This window comes from Thioalkalivibrio versutus, from assembly GCF_001999325.1.
Classification (GTDB): Bacteria; Pseudomonadota; Gammaproteobacteria; order Ectothiorhodospirales; family Ectothiorhodospiraceae; genus Thioalkalivibrio; species Thioalkalivibrio versutus.
This window is the reverse complement of sequence record NZ_MVAR01000035.1, coordinates 22,170-43,015: the sequence shown is the minus strand read 5'-3', so window position 1 is coordinate 43,015 and position 20,846 is coordinate 22,170. Positions and strand designations below refer to the sequence as shown.

General features: G+C 66.9%; 24 protein-coding genes. 17 read left to right on the top strand and 7 right to left on the bottom strand.

The window, feature by feature from the left end:
- Positions 1-297: 297 nt before the first annotated feature.
- The 6 genes from lipA to B0684_RS12015 all read right to left on the bottom strand — a co-directional run bounded on the left by lipA (position 298) and on the right by B0684_RS12015 (position 5,042).
- Entirely contained in the window at positions 298-1,254 is a 957-nt protein-coding gene (gene lipA / locus B0684_RS12040) for a lipoyl synthase (protein WP_018168129.1), read from the bottom strand.
- A gap of 62 nt (positions 1,255-1,316) precedes the next feature.
- The gene (locus B0684_RS12035) at positions 1,317-2,522 is read right to left on the bottom strand and encodes an HDOD domain-containing protein (RefSeq protein ID WP_018176123.1); all 1,206 of its coding nucleotides are present in this window, start codon (positions 2,520-2,522) and stop codon (positions 1,317-1,319) included.
- A 6-nt stretch (positions 2,523-2,528) separates the two neighbouring features.
- Positions 2,529-3,740 (bottom strand): HDOD domain-containing protein, encoded by a 1,212-nt coding sequence (locus B0684_RS12030; RefSeq protein ID WP_018649726.1) that lies wholly within the window; start codon positions 3,738-3,740, stop codon positions 2,529-2,531.
- Between the two features lie 86 nt (positions 3,741-3,826).
- Complete coding sequence (locus B0684_RS12025; RefSeq protein WP_018168132.1) at positions 3,827-4,381, bottom strand: hypothetical protein; 555 nt, start codon at positions 4,379-4,381, stop codon at positions 3,827-3,829.
- Positions 4,378-4,782: a hypothetical protein gene (locus B0684_RS12020; protein ID WP_018168133.1), complete on the bottom strand. Its 405-nt coding sequence runs from the start codon at positions 4,780-4,782 to the stop codon at positions 4,378-4,380. The genes B0684_RS12025 and B0684_RS12020 overlap by 4 nt, the downstream gene beginning before the upstream one ends.
- 20 nt (positions 4,783-4,802) lie before the next feature.
- Positions 4,803-5,042 (bottom strand): BolA family protein, encoded by a 240-nt coding sequence (locus tag B0684_RS12015; RefSeq protein ID WP_018168134.1) that lies wholly within the window; start codon positions 5,040-5,042, stop codon positions 4,803-4,805.
- 216 nt (positions 5,043-5,258) lie between these two features.
- On the opposite strand from B0684_RS12015, the gene B0684_RS12010 reads away from it, so the two are divergent.
- From B0684_RS12010 to B0684_RS12000, 3 genes are read left to right on the top strand one after another with little or no spacing between them, the layout of a single operon-like run.
- Positions 5,259-6,011, top strand: a complete 753-nt coding sequence (locus B0684_RS12010; RefSeq protein WP_018649727.1) for an MBL fold metallo-hydrolase — start codon at positions 5,259-5,261, stop codon at positions 6,009-6,011.
- A 43-nt stretch (positions 6,012-6,054) separates the two neighbouring features.
- Positions 6,055-6,969, top strand: coding sequence for a nucleoside triphosphate pyrophosphohydrolase (gene mazG / locus B0684_RS12005; protein WP_018168136.1), 915 nt, complete (start codon positions 6,055-6,057; stop codon positions 6,967-6,969).
- Positions 6,966-7,694 carry a ferredoxin--NADP reductase gene (locus tag B0684_RS12000; RefSeq protein ID WP_018144072.1) on the top strand — a complete coding sequence of 243 codons (729 nt, stop codon included), beginning with the start codon at positions 6,966-6,968 and terminating at the stop codon, positions 7,692-7,694. Before mazG ends, B0684_RS12000 begins: the two co-directional genes overlap by 4 nt.
- A 235-nt stretch (positions 7,695-7,929) precedes the next feature.
- Here the strand turns inward: B0684_RS12000 and nadB are convergent, their stop codons facing one another.
- Positions 7,930-9,570, bottom strand: coding sequence for an L-aspartate oxidase (gene nadB, locus B0684_RS11995; RefSeq protein ID WP_018168137.1), 1,641 nt, complete (start codon positions 9,568-9,570; stop codon positions 7,930-7,932).
- A gap of 144 nt (positions 9,571-9,714) precedes the next feature.
- Between nadB and rpoE the strand changes: the two genes are divergently transcribed.
- From rpoE to acpS, 14 genes are all read left to right on the top strand, one after another.
- Positions 9,715-10,296 carry an RNA polymerase sigma factor RpoE gene (gene rpoE / locus B0684_RS11990; RefSeq protein WP_018168138.1) on the top strand — a complete coding sequence of 194 codons (582 nt, stop codon included), beginning with the start codon at positions 9,715-9,717 and terminating at the stop codon, positions 10,294-10,296.
- A gap of 12 nt (positions 10,297-10,308) precedes the next feature.
- The gene (locus B0684_RS11985) at positions 10,309-10,875 is read left to right on the top strand and encodes a sigma-E factor negative regulatory protein (protein WP_018144069.1); all 567 of its coding nucleotides are present in this window, start codon (positions 10,309-10,311) and stop codon (positions 10,873-10,875) included.
- 6 nt (positions 10,876-10,881) lie between these two features.
- Complete coding sequence (locus B0684_RS11980; RefSeq protein WP_026305876.1) at positions 10,882-11,868, top strand: MucB/RseB C-terminal domain-containing protein; 987 nt, start codon at positions 10,882-10,884, stop codon at positions 11,866-11,868.
- A gap of 22 nt (positions 11,869-11,890) precedes the next feature.
- Entirely contained in the window at positions 11,891-12,379 is a 489-nt protein-coding gene (locus B0684_RS11975; protein ID WP_018144067.1) for a SoxR reducing system RseC family protein, read from the top strand.
- Positions 12,380-12,460: 81 nt separating this feature from the next.
- Entirely contained in the window at positions 12,461-13,885 is a 1,425-nt protein-coding gene (locus tag B0684_RS11970; RefSeq protein WP_018144066.1) for a DegQ family serine endoprotease, read from the top strand.
- Positions 13,886-13,995: 110 nt separating this feature from the next.
- Positions 13,996-14,235: a glutaredoxin family protein gene (locus B0684_RS11965; protein WP_018168141.1), complete on the top strand. Its 240-nt coding sequence runs from the start codon at positions 13,996-13,998 to the stop codon at positions 14,233-14,235.
- Positions 14,232-16,040 (top strand): translation elongation factor 4, encoded by a 1,809-nt coding sequence (gene lepA, locus B0684_RS11960; RefSeq protein WP_018144064.1) that lies wholly within the window; start codon positions 14,232-14,234, stop codon positions 16,038-16,040. The genes B0684_RS11965 and lepA overlap by 4 nt, the downstream gene beginning before the upstream one ends.
- Positions 16,041-16,107: 67 nt before the next feature.
- Entirely contained in the window at positions 16,108-16,878 is a 771-nt protein-coding gene (gene lepB / locus B0684_RS11955) for a signal peptidase I (RefSeq protein WP_018168142.1), read from the top strand.
- A 59-nt stretch (positions 16,879-16,937) separates the two neighbouring features.
- Positions 16,938-17,294 (top strand): DUF4845 domain-containing protein, encoded by a 357-nt coding sequence (locus B0684_RS11950; protein WP_018144062.1) that lies wholly within the window; start codon positions 16,938-16,940, stop codon positions 17,292-17,294.
- A gap of 43 nt (positions 17,295-17,337) precedes the next feature.
- The gene (rnc, locus tag B0684_RS11945; RefSeq protein WP_026289529.1) at positions 17,338-18,015 is read left to right on the top strand and encodes a ribonuclease III; all 678 of its coding nucleotides are present in this window, start codon (positions 17,338-17,340) and stop codon (positions 18,013-18,015) included.
- Positions 18,012-18,932, top strand: a complete 921-nt coding sequence (gene era / locus B0684_RS11940) for a GTPase Era (protein WP_018144060.1) — start codon at positions 18,012-18,014, stop codon at positions 18,930-18,932. Before rnc ends, era begins: the two co-directional genes overlap by 4 nt.
- The gene (gene recO / locus B0684_RS11935; protein ID WP_018649729.1) at positions 18,929-19,585 is read left to right on the top strand and encodes a DNA repair protein RecO; all 657 of its coding nucleotides are present in this window, start codon (positions 18,929-18,931) and stop codon (positions 19,583-19,585) included. Before era ends, recO begins: the two co-directional genes overlap by 4 nt.
- Positions 19,586-19,620: 35 nt before the next feature.
- Complete coding sequence (locus B0684_RS11930; protein ID WP_018168145.1) at positions 19,621-20,388, top strand: pyridoxine 5'-phosphate synthase; 768 nt, start codon at positions 19,621-19,623, stop codon at positions 20,386-20,388.
- Between the two features lie 7 nt (positions 20,389-20,395).
- Positions 20,396-20,794, top strand: coding sequence for a holo-ACP synthase (gene acpS / locus B0684_RS11925; protein WP_018168146.1), 399 nt, complete (start codon positions 20,396-20,398; stop codon positions 20,792-20,794).
- The last annotated feature ends 52 nt before the right edge of the window (positions 20,795-20,846 follow it).

Sequence of the window (20,846 nt, the reverse complement as noted above, 5' to 3'; positions counted from 1 at the left end):
CCGAGGGCCCTGGAGCAAGGTTCCTGGGCGGAATCCGGGTGCCCTGCTTTGGGCAAGCAAGAAAGTGCCTCGGGGCGCGCTGGCGGGTCAGCGCCGGGCAGTATGCGGACCGGAGCCACCGTAAACACCAGAGGATGAACCGGGGCCAGCCACGACCAGGCAGGCGGTGGCGCGAGGCCCTGTAAACAATCGGTTTTCAAGCCGCTCTAGCTACGGGCTGCGCTGGTACGACACGTGAACGTTCGGAGCAGCCAGGCCGCACCGGACGCGTTGCCGCGGCAAGGCACTCGGGACGGGTCAGGCGGTTTCGAGGCCCTGGGCCTGGAGGTCGGCGTGGTAGGACGAGCGGACCATCGGGCCGCTGGCCACCTGCTTGAAGCCCATCTCGCGGGCGCGGTCGCCGAGCTCGTCGAACTCCTCGGGGGAGAGGAAGCGCGTCACCGGCAGGTGATGGCGCGACGGCTGCAGGTACTGGCCCAGGGTCAGCATGTCGCAGCCGTGGTCGCGCAGATCCTGCAGGACCTCCAGCAGTTCTTCACGGGTCTCGCCGAGCCCCAGCATCAGGCCCGACTTTGTCGGCACGCCAGGGTGCTGTTCCCGGAACTGCCGGAGCAGCTCCAGCGACCAGGCGTAGTCGGCGCCCGGGCGGGCTTCGCGGTACAGGCGCGGGACCGTCTCCAGGTTGTGGTTGAACACGTCCGGCGGGGCCTGCTGCATGATTTCGAGCGCGCGATCCATGCGACCGCGAAAATCCGGTACGAGGATTTCGATTTTCATGCCCGGATTCAGGGAGCGCACCTCGCGGATGCAGTCGACAAAGTGCCCGGCACCCCCGTCGCGCAGGTCGTCGCGGTCCACCGAGGTGATCACGACGTACTTGAGGCCAAGCGCCTGGATGGTCTCGGCCAGGTGACGGGGCTCGTCCGCGTCCAGGGCCTCGGGGCGGCCGTGGGCGACGTCGCAGAACGGGCAGCGGCGGGTGCAGATGTCGCCCATGATCATGAAGGTGGCGGTGCCGTGGGCGAAGCATTCGCCGAGGTTCGGGCAGCTGGCCTCCTCGCAGACGGTGTGCAGTTTCTGCTCGCGCAGGATGCCCTTGATGCGCTGTACCTCGGGCCGTGCCTGGCTTTGCGCGCGGATCCACTTGGGCTTGCGCTGGGGCTTCTCGGTGGGATGGATCTTGACCGGGATGCGCGCGACCTTGTCGGCGGCGCGCTGTTTTTCACCGGGCTGGGGGCGGATTCGAGTGTCCATGGACCTTCCCTGAATTTCGTGGCGGCCGGGTTGTGCGGCCGGCGTGGGGCGATCGGGCGTGCTCAGGCAACCTCGCGGATCAGCGCCTCGACTTCCTGCCTAGCCGTCTCGATGGCGGGCAGGTTGCCGTCCTCGTCCAGGATAAAGCCGAGGCGTTCCACTGCCCGCAGGTCGGTGAGCGGGATGCGGTCGGCGAGCAGGTCGTCTTCGGCATCCCGCGGGCATGCGGCGCGGGCGATTCGCACGATGTCGGTCAGGGCGTGAGCCTCCGGGTTTTCCGGGCCGCCGGAATCGCGAATGGCCTCTATGATATCGGATGCCAGGTCCCATTGCTGGGCAACCAGTTCGCCGATCAGGCCTTCCAGTCGGAACAGTACGCGTTCCACTTCCCCGGGTGTTCGATCCGGATGGGTGCGGGCGACCTCGGCGATGACCGGCAAGGCCCCGACGCGGTGCAGGAGTCCGGCGAGCAACGCACTCTGTGGATCGGCGGCCTCGCACTGGTCGGCCAGCACGCAACTGACCGCGGCAATGCGTGCGGAGCGCCGCCACAGGCGTTCCAGCAGTTCGTGGTAGGGGTTGTCGCGATGGATGAAGACCTGGTGCATCGCCAGGGCCATCACCAACTGGCGGGTGCGTTCCAGTCCAAGCCGGGCGACGGCATCCTGAAGGCGCGAGACGACACGGCGGCTGCCCATGGCCGGGCTGTTGGCCACACTCAGCAGGCGGCCGGCTACACTCGGATCTTCCTCGATGATCCGGGTGGCCTCGGCGATGGAGACATCCGGATCCTTCAGGGCCCGCTGCAGGTGCAGGGCAACCTCGGGGAGCTGGGGCAGGGCCAGTTCCCCGGAGTAGGCATGGGTGTAGATGCTGCTGAACAGTTCGCCCTCGAGATCGGATAGCTCGATCTCGCTGACCTCGACGCTGTCCTGGCCGCCGCCGTCGATCAGGGTTTCATAGACCTTGCGATCAAGCATGGCGAGGGTCGAGCGAGTCGCGGCGATGGCATGGCTGTGGTAGTCGTGCGCATCGAACAGGGGGTTCAGCGCTTCGCTGCTGTCGCCTTTCAACATGACCGAATTGCGCCCGCTGGCCAGGATCATGCGGCCTTCCAGCAGGAAGATCATGCTGCGGAATTCGTCGCGTGCATGCAGCTTGAAGCCCGGATCCACCGTCATGGTCCGGGCGTGTTGCAGTAGCTTGTCGCGGGCCCGGTCGCTCAGCTCGGAAAACGGGCGCAGCTGGGGGAGGCGTTGCTCGATCACCGCGGTTCAGACGTTGAACATGGCGCGGAGTTCTGCCAGATCCTCGGCGCGCTCTTCCAGGAACGCGATCGGCTCGCCGGGTGGGGGCGGGGTGATCCCGAGGACCTCGAAGGCCGCGACATCGGTGGCATCGGGCACGGCCTCGCCTTCGGCGCGGCGGGTGGCCCATTCCGCGACCAGGGCGATGCTGGCGTAGTCCGGTTCGCTGGCGCGATAGCCCCAGTCTCCGGCGTGTTCAGCGACCGTTACCAGGTCGCCGCCCAGATCCCAGTAGTTGATTACCAGGACGCCGGCGAGATTGCTCAGGCGCCGCACCAGCGATTGCACGCGCTCGCGGTCGGGATGGTCCTCGCGCAGTTCCACGAACTGGATGATCGGGACCGCGCCGATCCCGGCGACCAGCCCGGCCAGCAGTGCCCGCTCGCGGTCCAGCTGCTTCAGCGAGTCCGCGATCAGGTAGCTGTAGGCCGATTGCAGGGCGCCGTGTTTCCAGCTGGACTCCATCGCGTCGCGGGTCGAGGCGTGCTTGGCCTTGAAGGCCTGACGCAGGGCCATGTTCATCGCCAGCATGCGGGTGTTGCGAAAGCCCAGGCGGTTGACTGCGTCGCGCACGGACTGGATCTGCTTGGCGGCGCGAAACAGCGGGCTGTTGGTGGCGTGCAGCAGCGCACCGGCGATCGTCCCGTCGCGCTGGATGACCTCGGTGAGCTTGTCCAGGTCGGCATCCGGATCGTTAGTCAGTTCCTGAATGCGCAGCGCGATCTCCGGCATGGTCGGCAATTCCAGCCGATTGCTGGTGATCAGGTCGTAGAGCTCGCCGAAGAAGGCACCCTCGGTGTCGTCCAGGTCGGTGTCGTGCACTACGAGCGAGGCACTGTGGGCCTTCTTCAGCGCCGCTGTGGGGATCTCCAGCAACTGACAGGTCTTCTCGGTAATGAGGAAGTCCTGCTGCCCGATGTTCTGGTCGAACATCTGCAGGGGGCTGTCCGGATCGGTCGACTCCAGGGTGATGCGGGCCGGACTGCCGCCGCTGACGCGGACCAGCTGGCCGCGTACCAGGAACAGGTAGCGATCCTCGACCTCCTGCGGGCGCAGGCGCCGCCCGGCGTCCAGCTCCCGGGCCAGGCAGGCCGCGGCCAGTTCGCCGCGGGCTTGCTCCGACAGGCTGGAGGTCAGGTCCAAGTCCTGAAGCAGGGCATCAATGCTGGTGCTATCCATGGGGCGGTTCCCGATCCGTGCTGTGCCAATCCGTTCCCGCGCTGCAGCGCCGCGTGGCGGGCCGCGGGGCGTACCCGCCACGCGGGTTACTCGACTGGCGCCAGTGTAGCATCCGATCTGGTGGCGGGAAGCGCTGACGCCGCCCCACGGCAGGCGAAGCGCGGTCGGTCGGCGGCGTCGATCAGGTCATGGGCTTGCAGAAAGCCCCGCGCGTCGGCGGCATCCTCGCGGAACCAGGCGGCGGTATTTCCCAGGCGGAAGCTGTAGCCCCAGGCGTCCATGTCCCGCATCAGCCGGTCGCGGCCGACGCCGGGGATCTCGTCGGCCAGCAGGATCTGCAGATAACATACGCCGCACTCCTCCAGGTCGTCGCCGCCCGCATTGGTATGCAGGGCGGCGCGCCGTCCTGCGTCCATGCAGATGACATGTCCGGCCTCATGCAGGGCCGAGTGGATGGGGGTGTCGGGACGCACATGCACGTCATGGCCGACGATCCCGGCCTCGGGTTCGCCCCACCAGCTGCCGGGCAGCGGCGCCTGGGCCGGGTGCGCGACCAGGCGCAGGCCGTAGCGGGCGAACAGGGTCACGAGCGCGTCCTGCAGGGCCGGGTCGCCACAGGTCTGGATCGCGGGGTTGTTCATGTGTCGGAGTCGTCGGGCAGGGCCGTGGTGCGCTTGCGGCTGCGCCGTGGGCATTCCTCGGGGTGCTCGCGGCACCAGGTGTCGACCCGCTCGGTGAGGTCGTCCTGAAAGCACAGCAAATAGAACCGCGCCTGCTCGCGGTTGGCGATGGCGGGCCGCCCCAGGGTGTCCACCACGCCGGTGCGCAACGCCGCGATGATCGCGTTGGCGGCCTTCTTCTGCGGCCAGGCGGTAATCTGCTCCCAGGCCTCGGGAGTGAAATACAGGCGCAGGAGGTCGGGGCGGGTGGTCAGCAGCATGCGCGTGACGTTGCGCAGGGTGGTCTCGGCCTCGCCCCAGTCGTGTACCAGGCCGCCCTCCAGCAGGCGTTCGATCTCCTCGCGACCCTTGGGCGACAGCATCGGCACGCGCGCTGAACGCCTCAGGCGCTCGGGGCATCCTCGGGGGTGAAGGCGCGGATGGACAGGGCGTGGAGTTCGCCGGAGTCGATCTGCTCGCGTACGGTGGCGTAGACGGTCTGATGTTTCTTGACCGCGTTCATGCCAGCAAACTGTGGGCTGACGACCAGGGCCTCGAACTTGCCCTCGCCTCCGGTAACCTCGACCTTCTCGGCCGACGGCAGGCCGGCGCGAATGAGTTCGGCCACTTGATTGGCATCCATGATGAGTCCCTTGATTGGTGCGTATTGGTCAGCCGCGGATGATAGCCGGGCGATGGGCCCGACAGAAGTTCCCCCACGCGGGGAACTCGTTCCCGCGGCACGGGTTCGTAGGAAAACACCTGCATGGATTGTCGGGCTGGTTTGGGTTGTTCCGGGTTGGCTGCGCTAGCATCAGGTCACTAACGTTCGGCCCGCCGGGCCATGGAGGCAATCGCAATGATCTTCAAGCAACTGTTCGAGGACGAGTCGTCCACCTATACCTATCTTCTGAGCTGCCCGGATACCGGTAAGACCGCATTGATCGACCCGGTCATCGAAACCGTCGACCGCGACATGCGCGTGTTGCAGGAGATGGGCCTGAGCCTCGATTACGTCATCGAGACCCATATCCACGCCGACCACATCACCGGCGCCCGGATGCTGCGCGAAAAAACCGGCTGCAAGCTGGGCGGGCCGGCGATGGACGAACTGCCGTGTCGCGATTTCGGCCTGCGCGAGGGCGAGCCCTTCCAGGTGGGCAACCTGGTGGTCAACCCGCTCTATACCCCGGGACACACGGATGCGCACCACGCCTACCTGATGGATCACGTGGGCCTGAAAATGCTGTTCTCCGGCGACGCCCTGCTGATCGAGGCCTGTGGCCGCACCGACTTCCAGTCGGGGGATGCCAAGACGCTCTATCACTCGATTCACGAAAAGTTCTTCACCCTGCCGGACGAGACCCTGGTGTATCCCGCGCACGATTACGAAGAGCGCCAGATCACCACCATCGGCCAGGAGAAGATGCGCAACCCGCGCCTGGGCAAAGGCAAGCCGGAGGCGGAGTTCGTGAAAATCATGGACGAGATGGACCTGCCGTACCCGAAGAAGATCGACTGGGCCCTGCCGGGCAACGAGGGTTGCGGGATCTGCCCCGACAACCTGCCGGACGAGAAGAGGCGCCTCTGCGAGACCGATCAGCAGGGTTAGTTCGACCCCTTCCGGTGGCCCCGCCAGGAGCTACCGGTTCCGAATGTTCATCCGGTGGGCGGTTTTTACCGCCTGCCGGACCCCGTACACTCCCGCGATGACCGAACACACACCCGTTGACGTGCCGGGTCCGCTGGACCGCCTGCGGGCGATCATGGCGCGGCTGCGTGATCCCGAATCCGGCTGTGCCTGGGACCGGGCGCAGACGGCCGGGACTATCGTCCCGTTCACCCTGGAAGAGGCCTATGAACTGGCCGACGTGATCGCGCGCGATCAGGGCGAGGCCGCGGATACCCGCGAGTTGCGCGATGAGCTGGGCGACCTGCTGTTCCAGGTCGTGTTCCAGGCGCGCATCGCCGAGGAGGCCGGGCGCTTCGATCTGGATGATGTAGCGCGCGCGATCGGCGACAAGCTGGTGCGCCGGCATCCGCACGTGTTTGCCGATGTCGAGCATGCCTCGGATGCGGAGCGCGAGGCGGCCTGGGAGGAGGACAAGGCCCGGGAGCGTGCCGATCGTGCCCAGACCAGCGCCATGGACGACATCCCGCTGGCTCTGCCGGCCCTGTCGCGGGCGGTGAAGAGCCAGCGCCGCGCCGCCCGGCTCGGTTTTGACTGGGACGATCCGGCGCCGGTGGTCGCCAAGATCCACGAGGAGCTGGCCGAGGTGCAGGAGGCCGTGGATCAGGGCGAGGCCGAGGCGCGCATCGCCGAGGAGGTCGGCGACGTGCTGTTTGCCGTCAGTAACTGGGCGCGCCACCTGGGTGTGGATCCGGAGGGGGCGCTACGCGGAAGTACGCGCAAGTTCGAGGCCCGCTTCCGGCATATGGAGGCCCTGGCCGCCGCGTGCGGCGAGACCCTGGGGGCGCTGGATTTCGCGGCCCAGGAGACCCTTTATCAGGAGGCGCGGCGCCGCGAGCGCCAGCCTTACGACGAATCCGAGACCAAGGACCCGAGATGAGCGACGCCGTCGAACTGCCCGACCATTTCCTGCCGGCCCGGATCGAGTCGATCGAGCAGGTTACCCCGTTGATCAAGGTGTTCACCCTGGCCGCGGACCCGCAGCGCTTTACCAGCAAGGCCGGCCAGTGGCTGGATCTGGTGATCCCGCAACCCGAGGGCAAGCCCTTCGTCGGTGGTTATTCGGTCGTGTCCGCGCCGCGCGCGGATGGCCGCTTGCAACTGGCCATCAAGTACGCTGACCACCACCACGCGACGCATCACCTGCACGCGGTCGCGCAGGAAGGCGACACCGTGTACATCACGCCGGGACAGGGCAGTTTCTTCTTCGAGCCCGGCATGGCAAGGAATGTCGTGCTGCTGGGGGCCGGCATCGGCGTGACGCCGCTGTTCGGCATCCTGCGCGCGATTCATGCCGACATGCCCGAGGTCTATGCGCATCTGGTGTACAGCGTGGCGCACCAGGACGAGGTGCTGTTCCCGCAGGAGCTGGAGGCGATGGCCAAGGCGCCGAATATCGACGTCAGCCTGACCGTGACCCGCGAGGCCGAGGACTGGCTGGGCCACACCGGACGTATCAGCCATCGGCTGCTGGAGTCGCTCGATCTGCCGCGCGATGCGCTGTTTTACTTCTGTGGCTCGCGCGAGTTCATCGAGGACATGGCCACCCTGCTGGCGGAATGGGGCATCCCCGAGGCGCAGCTGAAATACGAGAAGTGGTGGTAACGCGCCGCGTGTCTAGCTGAACCCGTCATTGCGAGTCGCCGCAGGCGACGTGGCAATCGATGTGCTCGGCCACCTGATCCCAGCGCTTTGCCAGCGTGGGGTGGGTTACTCGCTCCGCTCGCCCTTCGGGCCGGCCTGCGGCCGTTCAACGCAGCTTCGCTGCTTTTGTGCTTCGTCGCTGCGCTCCTCGCAATGACGGGAGGGAAGGCAGGCGCGGTGCTCGAACCCAGAAGGATTACGGCCGGCGGGTGTCGCCCGGGCGCAGGGCGTTTTCGGGGGCGAGGATGGTCGGCTGGCCGTCCAGGGCCGGGTCGGTGTCCGGGTAGTCGCGGATGAAGTGCAGCCCGCGGCTTTCCTTGCGCGACAGGGCACTCTTCACGATGATCTCGGCGACCATGGCCAAGTTGCGCAGTTCCAGCAGGTCCGGGGAGATGCGGAAGTGGCTGTAATACTCGTGAATCTCTTCCTGCAGGATGCGGATGCGCCGCTCGGCGCGGTGCAGGCGTTCGCGTGCGCGCACGATCCCGACGTAGTCCCACATCAGCCGGCGCAGCTCGTCCCAGTCGTGGGCGACCACCACCTCCTCCTGTGACTCGGTCACTCGGGACTCGTCCCAGGCCGGCGGCACGGGGAGATTCTCGGGGGCGGGCAAATCGGTCTGCGACAGGATGTGGTCGGCCGCGGCACGGGCATACACCAGGCACTCCAGGAGCGAGTTGCTGGCCATACGGTTCGCGCCGTGAAGACCTGTGTAGGAGGCCTCGCCGGCGGCGTACAGCCCCGGCAGGTCGGTCTGGCCGAAGTGGTTCACCATCACGCCGCCGCAGGTGTAGTGCGCGGCCGGCACCACCGGCAGCGGCTCGCGGGTCATGTCGAAGCCGAATTCCAGGCAGCGCTCGTGAATGGTGGGGAAGTGTTCGCGGATGAACTCGGCCGGTTTGTGGCTGATGTCGAGGTTCACGTGGTCGATGCCGAGGCGCTTCATCTCGTGGTCGACGGCGCGGGCGACGATGTCGCGCGGGGCCAGTTCGGCGCGCTCGTCGAAGCGCGGCATGAAGCGTTCGCCGTTTGGCAGGAGCAGGACACCACCCTCGCCGCGGACCGCCTCGGAGATCAGGAACGACTTGGCCCGCGGATGGAACAGGCAGGTCGGGTGGAACTGCATGAACTCCATGTTGGCGATGCGGCACCCGGCGCGCCAGGCCATCGCGATGCCGTCGCCGGTGGAGCCGTCCGGATTGGAGCTATAGAGGTAGACCTTGCTGGCGCCGCCGGTTGCAAGGATCACGGTCGGGGCGAGGATGGTCTCCACCTCACGGGTCTTGGCGTCCTGCACGTAGGCGCCAACCACGCGGCGGGTGCCGTCCACTGGTTGGGTGATCAGGTCCACGGCCACGTGGCGTTCGAACACCTCGATGCTGCCCTGGCCCGAGGCGCTGCGCACCAGGGCCTCTTCGATGGCTCGCCCGGTGGCATCGGCGGCGTGCGCGACGCGCCGGGCGCTGTGCCCGCCCTCGCGGGTCAGGTGCAGCCGGCTGCGGCCCTCGAGCGGCTCGCGGGTGAACGGCACGCCGAGGTTGAGTAGCCAGTGGATCGCCTCGGGGCCCGCCGCCACGGTGCGGCGCACGGCGTCCGGGTCACACAGGCCCGCGCCCGCGTCCAGGGTGTCCTGAATGTGGGCATCGAAGGAGTCGGTGCGGTCGAGGACTGCCGAGATTCCGCCTTGGGCATAGCGGGTAGAACCCTCGTCCACCGGGCCCTTGCTGATCACGGTGACGCGACGGTGCGGGGCCAGATGCAGGGCTGCGGAGAGCCCCGCCGCGCCGCTTCCAATCACGAGGACGTCCGCCAGGCGCGGTTGTTGTACTGTCCCCATGGGTCAGGTAACGTGCTGCGCTTGTTGCCAGAGCGAATTGTGGCCCTTGCGCAACAGTGTTGTGCGCAAAGCGAACTTAATGCGAGTCAGGCGGTCCATGCAACATAGAATACCGGAGACTGGCGTGTTGGCGGGAGTCCCCGCATGAGCGAGAAGGCTTCCGACGAGGCCCTGGTCAAGCGAGTTCAGAAGGGCGACAAGGCGGCCTTCGACGTCTTGGTGCTGAAGTACCAGCACAAGATCGTCAACCTGGTTGGGCGTTATGTCCATGACCATGCAGCGGCCCTGGACGTGTCTCAGGAGGCCTTTATTAAGGCCTACAAGGGGCTGGCGAACTTTCGCGGCGAGAGTGCGTTCTATACGTGGCTCTACCGCATCGCCATCAATACGGCCAAGAATCACCTTGTCTCCCAGGGACGGCGGCGGCCCGAGGCCGAAATCGATGCGCAGGACGCGGAACAGATGGGCGGTGACTCCGCCCTGAAGGACAGTGCAACCCCGGAGGGGGAGCTGTTGTCCGAAGAGATTGAAGGGGCGGTGCGTCGCACCATCGAGGAACTGCCCGACGACCTTCGGATGGCCATCACACTGCGCGAGATCGAGGGACTGAGTTACGAGGAAATCGCGCAGACGATGGGATGCCCGATCGGCACGGTCCGGTCGCGTATCTTTCGGGCCCGCGAGGCCATCGACCGGACCTTGCGTCCTTTGTTAGACAACAACTGAACGAGTAGCGACATGACAGAGCAAGTCTCAAAGAATGAACGTCTTTCGGCCCTGGTGGACGGAGAAACGGATGACTTCGAGACGCGTCGCCTGATGGATGAACTGGTCAAGTCCGAAGAGGACCGCGGTCAGTGGGAACGCTATCACCTGATCGGCGATAGTCTGCGCGGCGGGATGCGCCGCACGGCCCCCGCGAACTTCATGGACGGTGTCCATGCGGCCCTGGCCGACGAGGCGCCGCTGTCGGCTGCCCACAAGCCGGCGCAGCCGCGCTGGCTGAAGCCGGTTGCGGGCACTGGTGTGGCCGCCGCGGTCGCGATGGTGACCCTTGTCGGGATGCAGATGCTGGGGCCCGACACGGGCACGCAGGAGGCCGCTCCGGTCGCCAGCGAGACCCGTACCCCGGCACAGGTCGCCGATGGCGTGCAGCGGGCCAGTACCTCCGACGTCGAGGCCCCGGCCGCCGGACGCGAGTCGCTGGACCCACGCTTTGCCCGCTACCTCGAAAATCACGCGGAACTGACCGGGCCGGGTTCTACCGCCCTGGGCCGGGTTCGTTACTCGGTGAGTGACGAGTAACGCGTGATGCGCCGCGGCCTACCGTTCGTCCTGGTTGCCGCCACTGCACTTTGCTGTGTTCCGTTGCCGGTTCTGGCCGGGGATCAATCCCCGGCAGACTGGCTGCAGCGGATGACCAGTAGCCTGCATTCGGAGAGTTACCAGGGAACTTTCGTGCTCCAGCGGGATGACCGACTGGACGCCATTCGTGTGGTGCACGCCGCCGAGAACGGTGGCTACCGCGAGCGCCTGGAAACCCTGACCGGAAGCCACCGCGAGATCCTGCGGTCGGTCGACCGTCTGAGCGCGTTGAAGGGAGCCCGGGCCGCAGCCGGCGAAGGTGGTGGAGGGGCCCCGCACTGGCCGGCCGGAGCGCCAGTCTTCCTGCTCGAACATCACGATCACTACGCCCTGGAAGACATGGGCGTGGACCGTGTCGCCGGACTCGAGTGCCGCATGATCCTAGCGCGTGCCCGCGATATGCTGCGTTACAGCCATCGCTACTGCCTGCACACCGCGACCGCGCTCCCCTTGCTCAGCGAACTGTACGACGGTCACGGGGCGCTGCTTGAGCGCCTGGCCTTTACCGATCTTGAGCATCTTGACGAGGTCGCGGAAACCGCCCTCGAGGCGACCCGCGAGGACGCCGAGCATGTCGAGGTGCGAGCCGACCATGGGCACAAGAAGCCCGACTGGGACGAGCAGACCGGCATGGACGGCTGGAGCTTTGCCAAACTGCCGGATGGCTTTTCCGCGATTGCCGCGTCCGAACGCCGTGTCGGAGACGACCAGGCTAGCCTGCGTCATTTCGTGTTGAGCGACGGTCTGGCCTCGGTCTCGGTCTATATCGAGAAGGCCAGCGGCGAGCAGATGTTCGAGGGCACGACACGTGCCGGGGCCACGCACGGGGCCGCGCGTTCGATCGCGGGGCACCAGGTCACTGCGGTGGGCGATGTCCCGCAGGCGACGGTGCGGGGCGTGCTGGACGCCGTGGTGCATCACCCCGGCAATTGAATCGCCACATGGGCTCGCAAGCATGAGTGAATGGATCCGCGAACAGGGAACCGTGCTCTCGGTGGAGGGCTACGCGGCGCGTGTGCGTATCGAGCGCCGTTCGACCTGCGGCAGTTGTTCGGCCCGGACGGGCTGCGGCAGCGGCGTCCTGTCCGAGGTGCTGGGCCGCAAGGCAGTGGAGGTGTCCATCGGCCATCCCGGCTCGCTGCAGCCGGGAGATACCGTGACCCTGGGTATTCGCGATCAGGCGCTGGTTTCGGGGGCCCTGGCGATGTACCTGTTGCCGCTCGCCGGCCTGGTGGCGGCGCCGGCACTGCTGATGCTGGTCGTGCCCGGACTCGGAGAGGGCTTTCACTTGCTGGCCGGGGCCCTGGGGTTCGCGGGCGGGCTGCTCGGCGTGCGCGCCTGGCTGCGCCGGCGCGCCCCGGATCTGGCGCCGGTGCTGCTGGAGCGCCATCCGGCCACGGGAACCCACCGCGCTGCGGCACCCATGGCTGCGCCCCGGCCCTGAATCTTCGCGCCGGTCGCCGGGAACTTGTGGCCGGGCCGGCTTTCTAGAGCCATGAACCTACGACTTCCCAATGCGGGCTGGATGATGATGAAACCGATGCAATGGGCACTGGTGGCCCTGACCTTTCTCGCCCTGTCGCTGCCGGCCTCGGCGCGCATGCTGCCGGACTTCGTGCCGCTGGCGGAGGAGCACAGCCCGGCGGTGGTGAATATCGCGACCACCCGCGAGCGCGAGAACCCGCATCGCAGTCAGATGCCGGACTTCGAGGGCTCGCCCTTCGAGGACCTGTTCGAACGTTTCTTTGGGGGCCCCGGGGGCGAAGGCCCGCGCGGGCCTGAGCGCTTCGAGCGCAACTCGCTGGGTTCCGGGTTCATCTATACCGAAGATGGCTACATCATCACCGCGAACCATGTGGTGGAGGGCGCCTCGGAGGTTGTCGTGCACCTGTCCGACCGGCGCGTGTTCGACGCCGAGATCGTTGGCAAGGACCCGCAGAGTGATGTGGCCCTGCTCAAGATTGACGCCGAGAACCTGCCCACTCTGAAACTCGGCTCCTCGTCCGATCTGAAGGTTGGCGAATGGGTGCTGGCGATCGGTTCGCCGTTCGGCTTCGATCACTCGGTGACCGCCGGCATCGTCAGTGCCAAGGGGCGCAGCCTCCCGAGCGAGAATTACGTGCCGTTCATTCAGACCGATGTGGCCATCAACCCGGGCAACTCCGGCGGGCCGCTGCTGAACCTGGATGGCGAGGTGATTGGCGTCAACGCGCAGATCTACAGCCGGACCGGCGGTTTCATGGGGCTGTCCTTTGCCGTACCGATCGAGATGGTGGGCGACGTGGTACAGCAGTTGCGCGAGCACGGCGAGGTGACGCGTGGCTGGCTGGGTGTGCTGATCCAGGAAGTGACCCGCGAGCTGGCCGACTCCTTCGGCATGGACAAGCCGGCCGGGGCGCTGGTCTCGCGCGTGCAGCCGGACAGTCCGGCGCAGAAGGCCGGCTTTGAAACCGGGGACGTGATCCTGTCGTTCAACGGCATCGAGGTGCCGAACTCGTCCGCGCTGCCGCCGATTGTCGGGCGCACGCCGGTGGGCGCCGAGGCCGAGGTCGAGGTGCGCCGTGGTGACGAGACTCGCACCATCATCGTCGAGATCGAGCGTCTGCCGGAGGATATCTCCGCCCAGCGCGGGGGGCCGCAGCGTGAGGCCCCGGAGCGGACCGAGCCGCAAAGCCTGTTGGGGATGGTCCTGGAGCCGCTGGATGCCGAGCGTGCCGCAGAGCTGGACGTCGATGGCGGCCTGGTGGTCCGGGACGTCACCGACAATCCGGCGCGCTCGGCCGGGGTGCGCTCCGGCGACGTGATCGTCCAGTTTGGCGGCCATGCGGTCGACTCGGTGGAGACCCTGGAGAAGCGGATCGAAGAGGTGGGTGAGCGGCGCACGGTGCCGGTACTGGTGTACCGTGGTGGCAATCCGACCTATATCGCCCTGCGCGTTCCGCGGGACTGAAACCGCCTCGTGCTGCGCTCGCGCGGGTCCAACGGCGCGGGTGCTGCGGGGCAGCAATGGAGAACGGGAGGGCTGCCGGCGGGTTCGGCAGCCCTCCCAATCGTTTCTGGATGACCGAACTGACCCTTTATCATCGCGAGAGCTGCGGTCTCTGCCATGACATGCTGGCCGAGATCATGGCCCTCAAAAGCCGTTATACTTTCGCGCTTACGGTCGTCGACATCGACGAGCACCCGGACCTGCAGGCGCGTTTCAACGTCAAGGTCCCGGTGCTCGCGGTCGACGACGACATTCTCTGCTGCCATTTCCTTGACCGAAAGGCACTGCTGGACCTACTGGCCCCTGCATGACCGAAACCCGCCTTACCCGCAATTTCTCCATCATCGCGCACATCGACCATGGCAAGTCCACGCTGGCGGACCGCCTGATCCAGGGTTGCAACGGCCTGACCGAGCGCGAGATGTCGGAGCAGGTGCTGGACTCGATGGATCTGGAGCGCGAGCGCGGAATCACCATCAAGGCGCAGAGCGTGTCGCTGTTCTATGACGCCCAGGATGGTCAGCGCTACCAGCTGAACCTCATCGACACCCCGGGGCACGTGGATTTCTCCTACGAGGTGTCGCGCTCGCTGTTCGCCTGCGAAGGCGCACTGCTGGTGGTCGATGCGTCGCAGGGGGTGGAGGCGCAAAGCGTCGCGAACTGCTACACCGCGCTCGACCAGGGCCTGGAGGTCGTTCCGGTCCTGAACAAGATCGACTTGCCGGCCGCCGAGCCGGATCGGGTGGCGGCCGAGATCGAGGATGTGATCGGTATCGAGGCCACCGACGCCCTGCGAGTCTCCGCGAAGACCGGCGAGGGGATGGCCGAACTGCTGGAAGAGATCGTGCGTCGTATCCCGCCGCCGGAGGGCGATTCCGAGGCTGCACCCAAGGCGCTGGTGATCGACTCCTGGTACGACAACTACCTGGGCGTGGTCGCGCTGGTGCGGGTGAAGGCCGGACGCTTCCGCGCCGGGCAGAAGATCAAGGCGATGTCGGTCGGGCGTGCCCACGAGGTCAGCCGGGTGGGGGTGTTCACGCCCAAGCCGGTGGATCGCGCGACCCTGGAGGTTGGCGATGTCGGCTATCTGATCGCGACCATCAAGGACATCTCCGGGGCCAAGGTCGGGGATACCTTTACGGACTTCAACAACCCGGCCTCCGAACCCGTTCCGGGCTTCCAGGAGGTTCAGCCGCGGGTGTTTGCCGGGCTGTTCCCGGTCAGTGCAGAGGACTTCAACGACCTGCGCGATGCCCTGGACAAGTTGCGCCTGAACGATGCCGCGTTGTCCTTCGAGCCGGAGACCTCGCAGGCGCTGGGCTTCGGCTTTCGCTGCGGTTTCCTCGGCATGCTGCACATGGAGATCGTGCAGGAGCGTCTGGAGCGTGAATACGACCTCGACCTGATCACCACCGCGCCCACCGTGGTCTACGAGGTGGAAAGAAGCGACGGCGAGGTGGTCATGGTGCACAACCCCTCGGAGCTGCCCCCGAACAACGAGATCGGCGAGATCCGCGAGCCGATCATCGAGGCCAATATCCTGGTCCCGCAGGAGTATGTCGGCGCGGTGATCACGCTGTGCGTGGAAAAGCGCGGGTCGCAGACCAAGATGCAGTACCTGGGGCGCCAGGTGCAGCTGGCCTACGAGTTGCCGATGTCCGAGGTGATGCTGGACTTCTTCGATCGGTTGAAGTCCGCGACCCGTGGCTATGCGTCGTTCGACTATCAGCCGCTGCGGTTCGAGGCGGCGCCGCTGGTACGTGTGGATATCCTGATCAACGGCGACCGGGTGGATGCGCTGTCGGCAATCGTGCATCGCGACCACGCCGAGTCGCGCGGGCGCCAGATCATTGAGCGCATGGCGAAGATCATCCCGCGTCAGATGTACGAGGTGGCGATCCAGGCAGCGATCGGGTCGAAGATCATCGCGCGCTCCACGGTCAAGGCGATGCGCAAGAACGTGCTGGCCAAGTGCTACGGCGGGGATGTCTCGCGCAAGCGCAAGCTGCTGGAAAAGCAGAAGGCGGGCAAGAAACGCATGAAGTCGATCGGCCGGGTGGATGTCCCGCAGGAAGCCTTCCTCGCGGTGCTGTCGGTAGACGACGACAAGAAGTAACAACCAGGCCTGCGGCCCGGACGGGTCGCAGGGCGATCCCCGGCGGGCCGGGAACAGAGGACACGGCATGGCAAATCTCGAACTGATCCTGGTGCTGGCAACCGCCGTGACCGGCCTGATCTGGCTGGGCTGGGTGATCCTGCGGCGGCGTCGGAGCCCCGAGCGCCAGCGCGAAATGCCCTGGTTCGTCGACTACTCGCGCTCGTTCTTCCCGGTCCTGCTGATCGTGCTGATCCTGCGCTCGTTCGTGGCCGAGCCCTTTCGCATTCCCTCGGGTTCGATGATGCCCACCCTGCTGGTGGGCGACTTCATCATGGTCAGCAAGTTTTCCTACGGCATTCGTCTGCCGGTGACGCGCACCAAGATTCTCGACACCGGGGAACCGGAGCGGGGCGAGGTGGTGGTGTTCAAGTATCCGCGCAAGCCGACCGAGGACTACATCAAGCGTGTGATCGGCCTGCCGGGCGACACCATCGCGTTCCGCGACCGCGTCCTGTACGTGAATGGGGAGCCGCAGTCGGCCGAGCGCGTCGGGACCTTCGAGGGCGAGGGCTCGGGGCAGGTGATGTCGGGTGCCTCGATCTTCGAGGAGACCCTGGACGGGCGCACCTATAACACCCTGATGCGCGAGCAGCAGGCCAGCCTGGATGGATCGGTCACCGTGCCCGACGGGCACTACTTCATGGTCGGTGACAACCGCGATAATTCCAACGACAGCCGATCCTGGGGTTTTGTCGCCGAGGAGCATCTGGTTGGGCGTGCCCTCTTCATCTGGCTGCATTGGGATTACAATGAAGGCCATCGGGACTTTTCCCGGATCGGCCAGGCGATTCGCTAGTAGCCCCGCGGGGGCGGGCAAACAGGGACGGGGTATTCATGCAACATTCCAGACACTCGATGCAGGGCGCGGGCGCGATCACCATTCTCGCGCTGATCTTCCTGGCGCTGCTGGTCGGTACCTTCGTGATCAAGATGGGCACGCAGTACACCCAGTTCCTCACCGTGCGCTCGATCATGCAGGACGTCGCCACCCAGGCCGGCGCGGCAGAGAAGAGCGAACGCGAACTGTGGCGCGAGATCAACCGCCGCTTCCAGATCAATTCCGTATACGACGGGATCGGCGAGGAGGACTTCAGCGTGACCGAGAATGGCGCCAGCCGCCAGCTGCACCTGCAGTACGAGGTGCGCCGCGAATTCCTCGGCAATGTGGACGTGGTGGCGCGCTTCTCGAACAGCGAGACGCTGGCCCCCTGATGGGGTCGGCGTCGGTTCCTTGCATGCTTTGTCGGGTGGGTTCGTGAGCCGGGATTTTCGCAGTCTGCTGCCCGCGGCCGTGCGCGACGGCGACGGGATTGACCAGGCGTTGACCCACCGCAGCGCCGGCGGGCGCAATAATGAGCGCCTGGAGTTCCTGGGTGACGCCGTCCTTGGGCTGGTGATCGCCGACGCCCTGTACGAGAAGCTCCCGGATGCCCCGGAAGGGGATCTCACCCGCCTGCGTGCGGCGCTGGTCAATCGCGAGTCGCTGGCGGATCTGGCTCGGGAGACCGGCCTCGAGGGCACGCTGAACCTGGGGCAGGGCGAGCGCAAGAGTGGCGGCCAACGCCGCGACTCCATCCTGGCCGATGCGGTGGAGGCCCTGATCGGGGTGACCTACCGCGAGGCCGGGATGGAGGCCGCGCGCGACTTTACCCTGGCGCTGTATGTCGAGCGCCTGAACGATCTCCCGTCGGCTGAATCGCTGAAGGACCCCAAGACCCGGCTGCAGGAACAACTGCAGGGCCGCAATGCGGATCTGCCGGTCTACGAGGTGCTGGAGGTGGTCGGCCCCGATCACAAGCGCCAGTTCACCGTGGCGGTCCACCTGCCCACCCAGGGCTGGGGCCAACGTGGCCAGGGCTCCTCGCGCCGTCGCGCCGAACAGGCCGCGGCCGAGGCGGCCCTGAAACGCCTGCAACAGGTACAGGAACAATGAGTGAAACCGTAGTCCCCGAACCCGCCACCACGCACTGCGGGCTGGTCGCACTGATTGGCCGGCCCAACGTGGGCAAGACCACGCTGATGAACCGCCTGGTTGGGGAGAAGCTGGCGGCGACGACCCGCCGGCCGCATACCACGCGCAATCGCATCCTCGGCATCGTGACCGAGGGGCAGGACCAGGTCGTACTGATGGATACCCCGGGGATCGATACCGAGCGTACCCAGCTGGTGAACCGGGTCCTCAATCGCACGGCCAGCCAGGCGCTGGCGGATGCCGATCTGGTCTGCTTCATCGTCGAGGCTGGAGAGTTCGGCCCCGGCGACGAGCGCATCGAGGAGACCATCCGTCATTCCGGGCGTCCGGCACTCCTGGTGATCAACAAGGTGGACCAGTGTCGGGAGAAGGAAGAGCTGCTGCCGTTCATCGAGGCCCGCGCCGCGGCCTTCGGCTATGTCGGCGTGGTACCGCTTTCGGCAAAGACCGGATCCAACCTGGACGGTCTGATCGCGGAGATTCGGGCGCATATCCCGGAGGGGCCGTTCCTGTACGACCCGGATCAGCTCTCGGATCGCCCGCAGCGCTTCCGTGCCGAAGAGATGATCCGCGAGTCCATGCTGGAGCATCTGGGGCAGGAAGTCCCGTACTCGGTGGCGGTGCGCGTGGAGGAGTGGTCGGACGAGCCGCGCACCACCCACATTGATGCCGTGATCCTGGTCGAGCGCGACAGCCAGAAGGGCATCGTGATCGGCAAGGGCGGGCAGCGACTCAAGCGCATCGGCCAGGCCGCACGCGTCCAGTTGGAGGCGCTGCTGGAGCGCAAGGTGATGCTGCGCCTGACCGTGCGTGTCGAGGCCGACTGGACCCGCAACCCGCGCGCCCTGCGTGACCTCGGGATCGAAGAATCGCGGTGAGCGCGACCGCCGGGCTCACCCAGGGGGTGGTCCTGCACGCCCGCCCGCTACGCGAGAACAGCCGGGTCCTCGACCTGCTCACCGCCGAGGCCGGGCGCCTGTCGGCAGTGGTGCGCGGCAAGGCCGGATCGGTGCAGCCCTTCGTGCTGCTGGATCTCGCCTGGCGGGGGCGCGGCGAGCTCCCGACGCTGAATGTGGCCGAGCAGCAGCGGGTCTTCCCGCTGACCGGGCGGGCCCTGGTCTGCGGGCTGTACCTGAACGAGCTGATCCTGCGCCTGTACCCACGCGACGCACCGATCCCGGAGGCGCTCCCGGCGCTGTTATCCGCTTATGCCCGGCTGGCCGCCCGCGAGCGCGCCGATACGGTCCTGCGCCGCGCGGAATGGGCCCTGCTCGCACCACTCGATTCCGGGCTCGAACACGTGGACCCGGCCGAGCTGGACCCCGATGCCTGGTATCGCTACGACCCGGAAGCGGGGATGGAACGTGTGGCCGCCGGTCGCAGCGAGGCGATCCCCGGTGTCGCGCTGCAGGCGCTGGCCAGCGCCTGCGACGTGCCGGATAATCAGGCCCGCGTCAGCCGCGACTTCATGCGTCGGCTGATCGACATCCATCTGGCCGGGCGGCCGCTGCGGACCCGGGGTCTGCTGTAGTGGCCCGGACCGCAGCCATACAAGGGCACCGCATCATGTCGCATCCTGCTCCGCTGAAGCTCGGGGTCAATCTCGACCATATCGCCACCATCCGCCAGGCGCGGCATACGCCGTACCCGGACCTGATGCAGGCCGTGCGCCTGGCCGAGGCCAGCGGGGCGGATTCGATCACCCTGCATCTGCGCGAGGACCGGCGCCACATTCAGGATGACGACGTGTTCGGGATCAAGCCGCGGCTGAAGGTCCCGATGAACCTGGAGATGGCCGCCACCGAGGGGATGCAGGCGATCGCCCTGAAGCTGCGCCCGGAGGCCTGTTGTATCGTGCCGGAGAAGCGCGAGGAGCTGACCACCGAGGGCGGCCTGGATGCCTTGGGCCAGCTGGAGCGTTTGCGCGCGTTTGTTGCGCCGCTGACCGCCGCCGGGATCGAGGTCTCGCTGTTCGTGGAGCCGGATGTGCGCCAGCTGGAGGCCGCCGTGGCCATCGGCGCCCCGGTGGTGGAGTTGCATACCGGTGCTTATGCGAATGCCCGCGATGTCGCCGAGCGCGAGCGGCTCCTGGGCGGGATCAACGAGGCCGCTGCGGCCGGCCGGGCCATGGGGCTGGTCATCAACGCGGGGCACGGGCTGGACTATGACAACGTGCGGCCGATTGCTGCCAACCCGGTGTTTCACGAGCTGAACATTGGGCATTCGATCGTGGCCCGGGCCCTGTTCACCGGCCTGCCCGAGGCGGTCAGCCATATGCGCGGCCTGATGGATGCCGCGCGCCAGGGTCTGCCGCCCGGTCAGTACCCGGTTTGAGCGCCGGATGATCCTGGGCATCGGAACCGATCTGGTGCAGGTCGCGCGCATGCAGGGCATGTGGGAGCGCCACGGTGCGCGCCTGGCGGAACGTATCCTGCACCCGCTGGAGCGCGCGGACCTGCCGCCCGAACACCCGGCCGGTTTTCTCGCCCGGCGCTTCGCCGCCAAGGAGGCCCTGTCCAAGGCGCTCGGCTGCGGCATCGGGGCGGATATGGCACTGGCCGAGGCCGGCGTGACCCATGATGCCCGTGGTCGGCCGGAGTTCGTGCTGGAGGGGCGTGCCCGCGCCACGGCCGAGCGTCTGGGCGCCGGGACCATCCATCTCAGCATCAGCGACGAGCGCGATTACGCCCAGGCGTTTGTCGTGATTGAGGCCGAGCCGGCCGGTATGGGCCCCGAGTAACCCCCATTTCCCTCCGGACGTGGTTGCCCGCCCGGAGGCGCCTCCCTAGAAT

Excerpts from the sequence above, each read along its gene's own strand:
- rpoE (WP_018168138.1), top strand. The coding sequence starts at position 9,715 with ATGAGCGAGAAGGCTTCCGACGAGGCCCTGGTCAAGCGAGTTCAGAAG.
- B0684_RS11970 (WP_018144066.1), top strand. The coding sequence starts at position 12,461 with ATGATGATGAAACCGATGCAATGGGCACTGGTGGCCCTGACCTTTCTC.
- lipA (WP_018168129.1), bottom strand. The coding sequence starts at position 1,254 with ATGGACACTCGAATCCGCCCCCAGCCCGGTGAAAAACAGCGCGCCGCC.
- acpS (WP_018168146.1), top strand. The coding sequence starts at position 20,396 with ATGATCCTGGGCATCGGAACCGATCTGGTGCAGGTCGCGCGCATGCAG.
- B0684_RS12000 (WP_018144072.1), top strand. The coding sequence starts at position 6,966 with ATGAGCGACGCCGTCGAACTGCCCGACCATTTCCTGCCGGCCCGGATC.
- nadB (WP_018168137.1), bottom strand. The coding sequence starts at position 9,570 with ATGGGGACAGTACAACAACCGCGCCTGGCGGACGTCCTCGTGATTGGA.
- lepA (WP_018144064.1), top strand. The coding sequence starts at position 14,232 with ATGACCGAAACCCGCCTTACCCGCAATTTCTCCATCATCGCGCACATC.
- B0684_RS11975 (WP_018144067.1), top strand. The coding sequence starts at position 11,891 with ATGAGTGAATGGATCCGCGAACAGGGAACCGTGCTCTCGGTGGAGGGC.
- B0684_RS12010 (WP_018649727.1), top strand. The coding sequence starts at position 5,259 with ATGATCTTCAAGCAACTGTTCGAGGACGAGTCGTCCACCTATACCTAT.
- B0684_RS11930 (WP_018168145.1), top strand. The coding sequence starts at position 19,621 with ATGTCGCATCCTGCTCCGCTGAAGCTCGGGGTCAATCTCGACCATATC.
- B0684_RS11965 (WP_018168141.1), top strand. The coding sequence starts at position 13,996 with ATGACCGAACTGACCCTTTATCATCGCGAGAGCTGCGGTCTCTGCCAT.
- B0684_RS12025 (WP_018168132.1), bottom strand. The coding sequence starts at position 4,381 with ATGAACAACCCCGCGATCCAGACCTGTGGCGACCCGGCCCTGCAGGAC.
- lepB (WP_018168142.1), top strand. The coding sequence starts at position 16,108 with ATGGCAAATCTCGAACTGATCCTGGTGCTGGCAACCGCCGTGACCGGC.
- B0684_RS12030 (WP_018649726.1), bottom strand. The coding sequence starts at position 3,740 with ATGGATAGCACCAGCATTGATGCCCTGCTTCAGGACTTGGACCTGACC.
- B0684_RS11980 (WP_026305876.1), top strand. The coding sequence starts at position 10,882 with ATGCGCCGCGGCCTACCGTTCGTCCTGGTTGCCGCCACTGCACTTTGC.
- B0684_RS11950 (WP_018144062.1), top strand. The coding sequence starts at position 16,938 with ATGCAGGGCGCGGGCGCGATCACCATTCTCGCGCTGATCTTCCTGGCG.
- B0684_RS12020 (WP_018168133.1), bottom strand. The coding sequence starts at position 4,782 with ATGCTGTCGCCCAAGGGTCGCGAGGAGATCGAACGCCTGCTGGAGGGC.
- B0684_RS11985 (WP_018144069.1), top strand. The coding sequence starts at position 10,309 with ATGACAGAGCAAGTCTCAAAGAATGAACGTCTTTCGGCCCTGGTGGAC.
- mazG (WP_018168136.1), top strand. The coding sequence starts at position 6,055 with ATGTTCATCCGGTGGGCGGTTTTTACCGCCTGCCGGACCCCGTACACT.
- B0684_RS12015 (WP_018168134.1), bottom strand. The coding sequence starts at position 5,042 with ATGGATGCCAATCAAGTGGCCGAACTCATTCGCGCCGGCCTGCCGTCG.
- era (WP_018144060.1), top strand. The coding sequence starts at position 18,012 with ATGAGTGAAACCGTAGTCCCCGAACCCGCCACCACGCACTGCGGGCTG.